The sequence below is a fragment of the Hutsoniella sourekii ATCC 700629 genome (genome assembly GCF_000518205.1).
GTDB lineage: Bacteria > Bacillota > Bacilli > Lactobacillales > Aerococcaceae > Hutsoniella > Hutsoniella sourekii.
In genome coordinates, this window is record NZ_JADD01000041.1 from 1 (window position 1) to 11,994 (window position 11,994).

General features: G+C 43.6%; 14 protein-coding genes. 8 read left to right on the forward strand and 6 right to left on the reverse strand.

Annotated features, from left to right (window positions below):
* From T408_RS0108675 to T408_RS0108695, 5 genes are all read right to left on the reverse strand, one after another.
* Positions 1–262: helix-turn-helix domain-containing protein (locus tag T408_RS0108675; protein ID WP_028118119.1), on the reverse strand; the 262-nt coding region annotated here is incomplete at its 3' end.
* 90 nt (positions 263–352) lie between these two features.
* Entirely contained in the window at positions 353–1,057 is a 705-nt protein-coding gene (locus tag T408_RS11325) for an amino acid ABC transporter permease (RefSeq protein WP_051444861.1), read from the reverse strand.
* Positions 1,058–1,070: 13 nt separating this feature from the next.
* Positions 1,071–1,715, reverse strand: coding sequence for an amino acid ABC transporter permease (locus T408_RS0108685; protein ID WP_028119576.1), 645 nt, complete (start codon positions 1,713–1,715; stop codon positions 1,071–1,073).
* A 26-nt stretch (positions 1,716–1,741) separates the two neighbouring features.
* Positions 1,742–2,680, reverse strand: coding sequence for a transporter substrate-binding domain-containing protein (locus T408_RS11330; RefSeq protein ID WP_084544011.1), 939 nt, complete (start codon positions 2,678–2,680; stop codon positions 1,742–1,744).
* Between the two features lie 14 nt (positions 2,681–2,694).
* Positions 2,695–3,432, reverse strand: a complete 738-nt coding sequence (locus T408_RS0108695; RefSeq protein ID WP_328285596.1) for an amino acid ABC transporter ATP-binding protein — start codon at positions 3,430–3,432, stop codon at positions 2,695–2,697.
* Between the two features lie 217 nt (positions 3,433–3,649).
* Here T408_RS0108695 and T408_RS0108700 point away from each other — a divergent pair, with 217 nt between their 5' ends.
* The 8 genes from T408_RS0108700 (at position 3,650) to T408_RS0108735 (ending at position 11,577) form a co-directional block, all read left to right on the forward strand.
* On the forward strand, positions 3,650–4,057 hold the full coding sequence (locus T408_RS0108700; protein WP_028119578.1) for a MarR family winged helix-turn-helix transcriptional regulator: 408 nt from the start codon (positions 3,650–3,652) through the stop codon (positions 4,055–4,057).
* A gap of 14 nt (positions 4,058–4,071) precedes the next feature.
* The gene (locus T408_RS0108705; protein ID WP_035420506.1) at positions 4,072–5,574 is read left to right on the forward strand and encodes a phytoene desaturase family protein; all 1,503 of its coding nucleotides are present in this window, start codon (positions 4,072–4,074) and stop codon (positions 5,572–5,574) included.
* Positions 5,571–6,497 (forward strand): phytoene/squalene synthase family protein, encoded by a 927-nt coding sequence (locus tag T408_RS0108710; protein WP_028119580.1) that lies wholly within the window; start codon positions 5,571–5,573, stop codon positions 6,495–6,497. The genes T408_RS0108705 and T408_RS0108710 overlap by 4 nt, the downstream gene beginning before the upstream one ends.
* An 11-nt stretch (positions 6,498–6,508) precedes the next feature.
* Positions 6,509–7,297 carry a hypothetical protein gene (locus tag T408_RS0108715; protein WP_028119581.1) on the forward strand — a complete coding sequence of 263 codons (789 nt, stop codon included), beginning with the start codon at positions 6,509–6,511 and terminating at the stop codon, positions 7,295–7,297.
* 659 nt (positions 7,298–7,956) lie between these two features.
* Positions 7,957–8,304 (forward strand): TIGR04076 family protein, encoded by a 348-nt coding sequence (locus T408_RS0108720; protein WP_028119582.1) that lies wholly within the window; start codon positions 7,957–7,959, stop codon positions 8,302–8,304.
* Positions 8,298–9,347: an aldo/keto reductase gene (locus tag T408_RS0108725; protein ID WP_028119583.1), complete on the forward strand. Its 1,050-nt coding sequence runs from the start codon at positions 8,298–8,300 to the stop codon at positions 9,345–9,347. The genes T408_RS0108720 and T408_RS0108725 overlap by 7 nt, the downstream gene beginning before the upstream one ends.
* 11 nt (positions 9,348–9,358) lie before the next feature.
* Positions 9,359–10,825, forward strand: coding sequence for a Na+/H+ antiporter NhaC family protein (locus T408_RS0108730; protein ID WP_028119584.1), 1,467 nt, complete (start codon positions 9,359–9,361; stop codon positions 10,823–10,825).
* A gap of 230 nt (positions 10,826–11,055) precedes the next feature.
* Complete coding sequence (locus T408_RS0108735; RefSeq protein WP_028119585.1) at positions 11,056–11,577, forward strand: hypothetical protein; 522 nt, start codon at positions 11,056–11,058, stop codon at positions 11,575–11,577.
* Positions 11,578–11,685: 108 nt separating this feature from the next.
* On the opposite strand, the gene T408_RS0108740 is transcribed toward T408_RS0108735, so the two are convergent.
* Positions 11,686–11,994, reverse strand: a 309-nt coding sequence (locus T408_RS0108740) for an IS30 family transposase (protein WP_028119111.1), incomplete at its 5' end; no start/stop codon positions are given.

Sequence of the window (11,994 nt, forward strand, 5' to 3'; positions counted from 1 at the left end):
GAATAGCTACATCCTGATAAGAAGCGCCGGTCTCCTGCTTAAATCTTAATACATTCAGTTTAAAATTCAATGGATAGTGTTTGTTTGACTTCCTTTTCTTAAGCCCTGACGGGCCTTCCTCTCGAAACTGAGCTACCCATTTTTTGACTAAGGAAGAACTGGAAACGTCATATTTTTTGGTCAGTGACTCGTACCCTAACCGACCTTTTAAGTACTCTTGTACAATTTGTAATTTAAATTCGTAAGAATATTTTTTGGACATAAAATAACCCCCAAAAGTTAGATTTTTAACTCTAACTTTTGGGGGTCAGTACAATTTAACAATGTAGACTGGCTTTTTTACTGTGTATTCTTAAGCAGCTTGTGGCTTAATAGGTGTTCCTTGACCATCGACCATAGTTTTGACACCTGATCTGCGGGCCAAGTATCGGGAGAATTGGGTTAAAGCAAAATTGATTGTAAAGTAACACAAGGCTAGGACCGCAAACATAGGTAGTACATAGCCGGTATCTTGACCATAGATGATCTTAGCGTTGTGGGTCAACTCTGGTAAGTTAATAATTGTTGCTAAGGAGGTATCCTTAATCAAAGCAATTAATTGTGAGACCATGGAAGGCAGCGTGTTATGCAAGGCTTGGGGCAATAGAATATCAAACATCACTTGCTGCTTGGTTAAGCCACTGGCTAACCCGGCTTCTGTCTGACCTTTGGCTAAGGCTTCTAGGCCACCTCGAATAATTTCAGAGATCATAGCCGCTTCAAAGATAGTCATAGCGACCACCGTAGACCAAAAAACATTCAAGGACCAACCAATTTGCGGAAGAGCAAAGTAGGCAAAAAAGATAATTAAAAGTAGTGGCAGATTTCTAATCAAGTCAATAATTACCGCTAAAATTTTGCTCAGGAAAGGAATGCGCCAATAGCGCAAGCTTCCTAAGATGATTCCTAGAATAATCGAAAAGATAATGGTAAAGAAAGAGATTTGTAGGGTTACAAATAATCCATCCATAAGAAAACGAAGGTTAGCAGCCTGTAAGGCTCCAGATAGATCAAACATGAAGAGCTCCTTTCTAACGGTAAGCTAGTTTAGCTTCCAAATAACGAACCAAGCGGGTAATTGGTAGGGTGATTAATAAGTAAAGACAGCCGACGAGGACATAGGTTGCAATCGTCTCAAAGGTCTCCATGGATACATAATCCCCGTAATACATTAAGTCAAGACCACCCACCATGGCTAAGATCGAAGAGTTCTTGACCAAATTAATAAATTGATTACCCAATGGTGGAATAATGATCCGAATGGCTTGTGGTAGGATGATGTCTTTCATCGTTTGACTTTTGGTAAGTCCGCTGGCTAGGCCTGCTTCCATCTGACCTTTGGGAATCGTTAGAATCCCTGCGCGAACATTATCTGCGATAAAGGCCGATGTATATAGGGTTAAACCAATCGTTCCTGCTTGAAAGTTACTTAAGGGCCATCCCATTAGTGGAACAGCGATAAAGAAGAACATCACAATCACTAGTAAGGGAATGTTCCGGAAGAATTCGACATAGCAGTTAGCTAAGAACTTAACCAGCGACTGGTCCGATAGCTGTAAGATGGCCATTACACTTCCGATCAGTAAGGAGGCTATTAGAGCAATAGCTGAAGCGAGTAGGGTATTGGTGAAGCCTTCCAAGAAGAAAGGCCAGTAGCTTGTTAATAAATCAATCATGGATATCTCCTTTCGTCGTTTGGGTGTTACTTGTCTTGACCTGGCTCTGCCTCACCGATGGCTTGGCGTATCTCTTGGGTGAAGGCTTCAATCATTTCACGGCTTTCCTGTACTGGGTAATAAGTCTTAGGATGGGTGGATGTTGAGGCCGATTGAATACTATCCGCCGGTAATAGGTCCTTGAACCACTTATTATAAAGCTCATCATAGACCCCATTAGCCTGGAGGGTATCTAGAGCTTGATTAACAGCTTGGTGGAAGTCATCTTGGTCTTCATTAATGGCAATACCATAAAACTCTTTGGTGAAGTTGGCACCGGCTAGATGATAGTTAGGGTCCTTGGCCATCATACCGAGTAAAATGGCGTTATCTGTTGTTAAGGCGTCCCCTTGTCCAGATTGTAGAGCGACAAAGGCTTCAGAGTAATTCTCCAAGTCCAAGACGTTAACTTCGGGCTTGAGTTTACGGAAGTTCTTCGTTGAACTGGATCCTTTAACGGCAATGACCGTGTGGTCTTTTGTCAGGTCATCAATTCCTTCAATACCAGAATCTTTCTTAACTAGTAAGGATTGGCCACCGCGGAAGTAGACGTCTGAGAAGTCCACTTGTCCTTCTCTTTCTTCATTAATCGTCATGGTTGCTATAATAGCGTCAATCTTACCGAGCTTGAGCATGGGGATCCGGGTCTTGGAGTTGATTTCAACGAACTCGGCTTTTCCTTGACCGTCGGTTAATTCATCGGTCAGTGCCCGGGCTAAGTCTACTTCAAATCCGGTAATCTCACCGGCAGCTGGACTGTAGAAGCCAAATAAGTTGGTATCTGCCTTGACTCCCCAAGTTAAGGTGGGATGAGCTTGTTCTTGGATCTTATCATTAATGTTTAGATCAGCATAAGACTGGTGACAAGCAGTTAGACTCAGGCTGGCTAGAGCCAAGACAGCCCAGTGATAATATTTCTTTTTCATGGCTAGGCTCCTTTCTAGTAAGCAAATATTTGTTGGATGAACTTTTGCGTTCTTGGATCTTGAGGATTCTTGAAGAGATCTTGGGAAGGTCGGTCTTCAATAATCTCACCTTGGGCCATGAAGATAGTTCGGTCAGCGACTTCTCTAGCAAATCCCATCTCGTGAGTGACGACCAACATGGTCATTTGGTCGCGCTTAGCAATATCCTTCATAACATCGAGGACATCTACGATGGTCTCTGGATCCAAGGCAGAAGTTGGCTCATCGAAGAGCATGGCATCTGGCTTCATGGCCAATCCACGAGCGATAGCCACCCGTTGCTGTTGTCCTCCTGAAAGTTGGTGAGGTTTGCGATTAGCACGGTCGGCCATATTTACGCGCTCTAAGTAGTGCATGGCTTCCTCCTCAGCGACCTTCTTAGGGGTTCCGTGTACGCGTTGTGGGGCAAGCGTCACATTATCCAAGACAGTCATATGAGGATAGAGTTCATAGTGTTGGAAAACCATCCCGATACGTTGACGAACCATTCGAATATCAGTATCGGAAGAGGCGATATTTTCTCCAAATACTAATAAGTCTCCAGATTGAACAGTCTCTAGACCGTTGATGCAGCGGAGAAGGGTAGATTTACCTGAACCTGAAGGACCAATGAGCGTTGTCACTTCGCCTGGATTAAAGCTTAGATTAATAGATTTCAAGGCGTGGAAGTCACCATAGTATTTATTAACATTTTTGAATTCGATAATGGCCATTAGAGGCACCTCTTTCTGATTGATAATTAAAATTTGATGATAAAAATATCATATCAGTCTGATTCTATTTGAAAAGCACTTAAATTCGTTTTAAATATCGAATGAAGCGATATTAAAAAACTATCCACCAAGCCACTTTGCTTGTCATGTTTGCTAATGACAACTATAATAGTTGTAAAATACAACATAAGATCAGGAAATGAAAGAGGCTTTCGGGATGGATTTGATTTGTTATATTAATATTTTTTATCGCTTTGGTAAGCAATTATTAGAAGAGATGTTGGAGGAATTGGGTCTGGACATGATGCAGTTAATTGCCATACTGGTGATTGATCAAGTGCCAGGGATTAGCCAGAGTCGTTTGAATCAATTTCTGGCCATGGATAAGGGGAATCTTTCTAAATTTTTGGGGCGAATCGAAGATCGTTCTTGGATCCGTCGGCAAGAAGAGGCAACGGCTAAGTCATGTTATTTGACTCCAGAAGGAGAAGCCCTGGTACCCCAGCTTCAAGAAATCCTGACTCGCTGGCAGGATCAGTGCTTGGCAGGAGTTGAAGACGGAGATTGGCAAGTCTTCAATCAGGTGAGTCAACAGTTAAGTGATAACTTGATGGCAGGTCATTAGTAAAGGAGATGTCAATGAAAGAGAATGTGATTGTAATTGGTGCTGGAATGGGTGGTCTGCAGGCAGCTATTCAACTACAAGCTGCAGGTTATCAAGTTGACCTCTACGAGCAGAACGAACAACCAGGTGGTAAGATGCATCGCTTGAATTTCGCTGGTCATACTTTTGATGTAGGGCCGACTTTGGTGATGATGCCGGATATCTACAGGGAAGTGTATAGCAGTGTGGGTAAGGATCCAGATGATTATATCGAACTCATGAAGGTTGATCCCATGTATGCTGTTTACTTCGCGGATGACTACCGGTCTTATCAAGTTGATTCTGATTTAATTCATCTGATCGAGACCTTTGAAGAAGAGGGAAGTGAGAATGCAGCCGGATTTCTCCACTATCTAGCCGATATCTATGATCGTTATCAGGTGGCCTTGGAGCACTTTATCCGACGTCCCTTCCGCCATAAACGAGACATGTATAATCCCAAGATGATCTACCAAGCCCTCAAACTCAAGACCTTTGATTCTGCTGGAGCCATGATGGCAAGATATATCCCGAATCCTGATTTTCAAGAGATGTTGAGCTTTCAGACTCTGTATATAGGTGTCTCGCCTAAGAATGGTCCCTCTCTCTATAATATTATTCCGATGATTGAATTGCTCTACGGGGTGTGGACCTTAAAAGGCGGCATGCATGCGATGGCACGGGGCATGGCTCGATTATTAATAGATTTAGGCGGTAGGATCCATTATGGGGCTAAGGTGAGTGAAATTGTGACTGCTGAAGGGAAGGTCAAAGGAATTCGTCTGGCTGGTCAAGAAAACTTGATTCCTGGTGAGATTGTGATCTCAAATGCCGACTTCCCTTATACGATGAGCCATCTCATTCAAGATCCACAGGCTAAGGGTCAATATAATCAAGAAAAGATTGATCAGATGGACTACTCTTGCTCTTGCCTAGTCTTTTATTGGGCGGTTGATGGCGAGTACCCTGAATTAGAGGGCCATAATTTTGTTATTAGCCAAGATTTGGATCGGAATTTAGAGCAGATCTTCTCTGGTGAATTGATTGATGAGCCATCGATTTACTTGTCGATTCCTTCCAAGCTAGATCCACAAATGGCTCCTCCAGGCCGTTCTAGCTTCTATTGTCTGATTCCAGTATCGGAATTAGGAACAGCCCAATATCAATATGACCAAGAAACCATTGATTATTACCGAGACCATGCCTACCGCCATCTTAAGAACCTGCCTGGTCTAGAAGATATTGAATCAGCAATCTTGGAGGAAGCGATTTTTACTCCTATGGATTTTGCTGATAAATTCTCTGCTTATCGCGGTGCCACCTTTGGCTTACAGCCGACACTGAGACAAAGTAATCATTGGCGACCACAGAGTAAATCCCTTGATTGTCAAGGGCTCTACTTCACCGGTTCATCGACACATCCCGGGGCGGGAGTGCCGATTGCTATAGAAGGAGGGCGTATCTGTGCCAGCGAAGTGAGAAAGGATTATGATGCATGACTGATTCTAAGTTAATTCAAGATTCCTACGATTATTGTATTCAAGTGATGAAACACCACTCTAAGAGCTTTTATTATGCCTTTAGCCAATTATCGAATGATCGTCTTCAAGCCATTGCGAGTATCTATGCCTTTTGTCGGACGGCAGATGATCTAGTGGATGAAGAAACCTCCACTGATCAGCAAGCGATCTTGGATCAACTGGACCGATTAAAGGAGGCGATCATTGAAGTAAGCAGCGGTCAAAGACTTGATTTGCCCTTTAAATGGTGGCCGGCCTTTCAAGAGACTTTGGTTAATTATCAGATTCCAGATAAGGGCTTCTTGCTGCAACTAAAGGGCCAGGTTATGGATCTAAACTTTAGTGACTTAAAGACCCTGGAAGACCTCGTGACTTACAGCAAGCATGTAGCTGGTTCTGTAGGTCTGATGTTGTTACCGATTCTTAAGCGTTCAGACCTTGAAGAAGAAGGTCAAGACTTAGAGGCAGCCTGCCTGTCCCTAGGGGTTGCCATGCAGGTGACTAATATCTTGCGGGATGTCGGGGAAGACCTTAAGGAGCGGAATCGGGTTTATATCCCTGAAGAAGTGCTCCATAAACACGGTCTCGCTAAGGCTGATTTACTCAATTTGATAGCCGATCCCCAAGATCCAGACCGCTTACCTCGATTCCAAAGAGTCTGGGAAGAACTAGCTACTTTAGCTGATGACTGTTACCAGGCCTTTTGGTCGGCACTTGTCGCCTTTGCTCCCGAAGCGCAAGTCCCACTTGCTTCAGCGGCCTTGATCTATCAAGCCATTCAAGACCAAGTTCGCCAAGCTAATTACAATTGCCTGACCCAAAAGTGTCACACCAGTCAATTAACCAAAATTAGGAAAGTCCAAGAAGCCAAACAGCGACTAAGACAAATGAATCAATCATAAGGAGACATACTATGAAATTATTACAAGGCAAACCCGCCTACTATCTAGCGATCGGCTTATTTATCCTGACTATTGCCCTGAATTATCTATCAGCTACCGGTATTATTTTTCCATACAATCAGGCAGAGATCTCTGATTACTATGCCAACTATCTAGCGCCAGCTGGCTTTACCTTTTCTATTTGGGGTCTGATCTACCTAGGGATGACCTTGAGCTTGGCCTTGCCAGCTTTTGGCCAATTATCGACTTGGGAGAAGCAAGTTTACTTTCAAGAAGTGATGCCTCGTTACCTGCCTTGGCTGTTAGCTAATAGTCTCTGGATCATTCTCTGGTCTTTTGACTGGATTGCTTTGGCCTTACTAGCTATTCTGGCCTATACTTATAGCTTGATTCGACTAGTCGCTTATTTGGAACATGTAGGGCCTCTACGTCCCTTACTGCACTGGTCCCTGGTCTTACCCCTGGGCTTACATGCGGGCTGGTTGACCTTTGCCTCTTATACCAATGTTATGACCTTGTTGGTGAAGTGGGGCTTTGCTGGTTTATCCAGTAGCGGTGCCTTGTTAACAGTGGTTCTGATGGTCTTGGCGTCCTTAAGCGTTCTAGCGCTCTTCCGCCGCTACCATAATCCTGCTGTGACCCTGCCAGCCTTATGGGCTCTCTATGGTATCTTCACTAAGCAAATGGCTGGTAATCAGCTAGTGAAGTGGTCTGCTCTTATCTTAGGACTCTTAGCACTAGCAGGTCATATATGGATCTATCTCAAAGGCAAAAATATTATTAATAATGACTTGCAATAAGATGAGAAGTTGATTATAATACATTCAATAAGTTTTGACTCGGTCAATCATCAATCTTGATCTCGAGTTAAAATCGAAGATGACCCTTGGTCATAATCAAGTAAATATCCAATGAGGAAAGATATCAACAGAAGTTAGCTTAAGCGAGGGTGTGCCAGTGGAAGTCACCTGCTAATGGTTGGTGGATGGGCCTCAGGGTGCCTGCACCGGATAGCCAGTGATTAGATGTTCCTGGCCGCTAGACTCGCGTTAACAGAAGTCGCAAGTATGATAGTACTTGTCAGAGAGGATGGATATAGATAGATCCATCAATGAAGGTGGCACCGCAGGTTGAAAGACTTGTCCTTTGTTCATAATTGATTGTGAACAAGGATAAGTCTTTTTTGTTATAAAAAATTAAACTGATGATGGGAAGATAAAACAAGTCGAGGGATTCAACAGAGAGAGCGGTGGCTGAGAACGCTCGAATCCAACTTGTGGCTGGGTCCCGGAAGGCAAGGTGAAATGAGTAGCCGCGTCGCTTGACTAGCGTTAACAAGTCTAGGAGTTATTAACTCCCATGAGTGGGTAGATAATCTACCAATAAGGGTGGTACCGCAGGTTGAACACTTGTCCTTTTTGATAGGATAAGTGTTTTTTTGTATAGGAGGAGAATTGAAATGGATGATTTATTTACTTTATATGATTTGAAGGTAGAAGTGGTTGCGACTGGACGGCCCTTTGTCTGTAGTCACAAAGAAGGCGACTACTTCTTAGTGGTAGGAGAGAACTTGGTCTTCGAAGAGACCCATTCCTTCTCAATGTACGCCTTGTCGGCCCTCTTACCCCTACTACCCGCTAAGCAGCGCCTCTTACAGGCCAATGATTGGATGCTATCAGATGCTGTCATTGCCTGTCCGGACCCTAATTGTGGGGCGGCCTTCAGGATTAGCCGGACCCAAAAGCGTGAATTCAGTCACCAAGAAACAACTGTTGAACCTATTTACCAAGGAGGAGAAGAATGTTAGAAAGAATTGAGTTAACCCCAGGATATACGATCAGTCGCGTCTTGAATGGTCTCTGGCAACTATCGCCAGGCCATACCTTGAAGGGGACCTTGGACTTAGAAGAGATCAATCAGGCCTTCCATCAACTAGGAGACTTGGGCTTTACAAGCTTTGACCTAGCGGATATCTACACGGGGGCTGAAGAAGCTCTTGGTCGTTACTTGAAGGACTTATCTAGGCATTCTAGTCTGACGGTTCATGATATCCAAATCCATGAGAAATATGTGCCTGATCTTGATGTCTTAGAAACAGTCAGCTTTGAAGATACTGAAGCCATTATTGATCGGTCTCTAAGTAAGTTGGGCCGAGATTATATTGACTTGATGCAGTTTCACTGGTGGGATTATGAGGTGGATCGGTATGTGGAAGTGGCTAGTCACTTGGTTCGCTTACAAGAAAAGGGCAAGATTCGCCATATCGGGGTCACTAACTTTGATACCGAGCACTTAGACCAGCTGGTTGAAGCCGGTATCCCCGTTATTTCTTGCCAGTCGCAATATTCCTTGTTTGATCGCCGACCAGAAAAGCAACTCCTAGACTATTCGATCCAAAACGAGATCCAACAGATCTGCTTTGGAACCCTATCTGGAGGCCTATTGTCAGATAAGTATCTAGGTGTTGACCAAATAGAAGCTGAGACCCGGTCCCAGGTCAAGTACCAACAAGTTATTGACCAGACCCTAGGTCACCTTGGCCACCAAAAATTATTGGAATTGCTACAAGCCATTGGTAATAAGCACCATGCCTCCCTGTCTAATGTAGCTACCCGCTATATTCTGCAACAAAAAGGGGTGGCCGCTGCTATTATCGGTGTCCGTAATCGTCGGCATATCCAGGACAACCTTGCTATCTTTGACTTCGAATTAGACGCGGAAGACTTGGCTACGATTAAAGAATTCTTGGACCAATATCCAGTTCTAGAAGGGGATTGTTATCAATTGGAACGCGATCCTAACTCTGTCTTTTCATCAATTATTCGCCGGCATGAGAATGCCAATGGCTAAGGAGGATACCCATGACTACAAATAAACGTTTAGCCCTCCGAGGGGGTTATCTAACTGCTTACCTGCCACTTTTGATTTTCTTATTCTTCTGTATTTTATTTTTTGTGATTATGAAGGCCTTCGAGATGCATGCCTTGGCCATGGGAGCCATCTTGGGCTTGATGGCAGGAGCCCTATTGGTTAAACCCGGCCACAGCGAGTCCTACTGGGAAGCCGTCTACCAAGGTGCTAGAGAAGCCATTCCGGTGGTGGTTCTCTTGCTAGTAATCGGTATGTTCTCCCAGATGATTAAGGTAGCTAACTTATCAGCAGGCTTTGTCTACCTAGCGGAGTCCTTAGGGGTAACAGGTGGCCTTTACACAGGGGTGACCTTCCTCTTCGTAGCCATTATTGCGACGGCGACCGGGTCATCGATTGGTTCCTTCTTTACTTGCTTTCCCATTTTCTACCCAGCTGGGCTTCTCCTGGGAGCTCATCCAGCTGCCTTAGCTGGAGCTATCCTGTCTGGTGGAGTCTTTGGGGACAACTTAGCACCGATCTCCGACACTACGATTATTTCAGCGGGTACCCAATACTTCAAGAAGAGCCAGCGGCCTAGTGATGTAGGGGGAGCGGTGCGTAGTCGCCTGCCGTATTCCTTGATTGCCGGGAGTCTTTCCTTTATCCTCTTCGTGATTCTAGGGGGTGGGGGAGAAGTAGCTACTAGTGGTCAGGTCTTGACGCATACGGGTCAAGACTTACTACCACTCATTATGTTAATCCCGGTTGCAGTCATGCTTATTGTGTCTGTTCGCTCGCATAACCTGTACTTGGCTATTAGCCTGGGCTTGGTGGTTGGGACAGTCTTAGGTCTTGCCTCCGGTATCCTTCTTCCTAGTGATATTCTAGCCAACCAAGATGGCCACTTGACTGGTTACTTAACTGACGGTATTAATGGCATGATGGGAACTTGTATTCTCGTCTTGTCTGTTTATGGAATCATGGGCGTCTTGGATGCGGCTGGAGCACTAGATCAATTAACTCAAAATCTTTATCAATCCCGTCTCTGCCAGACCGTTGCCGGTACTGAATTAGCGATGATGATTGGCATTACGGTTACTACGATTTTGTTTGGCGGGGTCTCCTCCGCATCGATGACGACTTTCGGTAAGGTTCAAAACGAACTAGGGCAAAGAGCGGGTCTACATCCATACCGCCGAGCCAATCTCTTGGATGGCTTTGCTAATGGCTTGGGTGTGGCGGTTCCTTTCTTATCTGTCTTTATCTTTGTCGGGTCTCAGTTGACTCAAGGCTATGACTTTGTCCAGCCTTTATCAGTGACTCAGATCGCCCCTTATCTCTTCCATAGTTACGGGCTCTTCTTAGTCTTTCTAGGGTCTATCCTTACCGGCATTGGCCGACGCTATGAAGGGCCTAATGGGAAAGAAGTGAAGGAATTAGTAGAATTGCAGTCAGTTGAAGGGGAAGCAGTAGGGTAAAAGATTGTAATGCAAAAGCAGGAAACCTACATTGAAGTGGGCTTCCTGCTTTTATGTTTTTAATGAATATTTTTATGATGAAGGATTACTAATAATTAGGGTGAGGGCCATAGAGACGAGGAGATAAAGGCTAATCACGAAAGTAAATATTTTAGAATATATGTATCTTTACTTGAAACTTGTCATTAAATAATTTAGCATGAAGGTATCAAGTACAAAGGAGTGTTCTTATGAAAAAGTTGATATTGGGCCTACTAGTATTTTCAAATTTTACTACTGTACAAGTACTTGCCGAAGACACCCTTGATTTAACAGATGAATCGATTTCGTCCCAAGAAACTTCTCAATCATCTACAGATAAAGATGAGTCAAATGGTGTTCTTGGTGAGGAGTATGAGCATGGAGATGTGAACATCGTGCTCACGGATGTTTATCTAACTGACGAGAGAGATGAATATGAAGATAAAAGTTACGATCATGTAATTATTGTTGAATATGAGTTCTTTAATCATTCAGATGAAGAGAAATATACGTCTGATGAACTGGAACTTTATGTGGACGGAAAGAAAGCAGACAATTACCATAATCAACAAACCGTTTTTGAGAATGTCTCCGCAGGTCGGGGTATTGATAGTGTTAAAGCATTTGCCTTTAATGGAGATTTTGAAGTCGTTGAATTAGAGCTTAGAGATCGCGATTCGGATGACAAGACGCCGGTGGTAATTGATGTGACTGACTTAGTCCTTAATTAATCTATAATCAATTAGAAAACAGCTAATCTTACCATGGATTTATTTTTCATGGGAAGATTGGCTGTTTGTTTTTATTAAATGATAAATTGCAATAAATACTGCGACAAATTAATTCATCTTTTCAAGTTCGTGCATTAGTATCTCAAACGGCGTTTTAAAACCTAAACATTTACGAGGGCGATTGTTTAATAGCCATAAGGCCTCATATAAATCTCTTAAGTTTATCCTGGCCAAATCAGTTTTCTTGGGAAAGAATTCTCTTAATAAACCGTTTGAATTTTCATTTGACCCTCGTTGCCACGCGCTATAGGCATCAGCAAAATAGAAATCGATTCCTTTTTCCTCCACCTTTGGATAACAAGCAAACTCTTTGCCACGATCAGACGTAAACGTTTTTAAAGCTTTCAATGGAAAGGA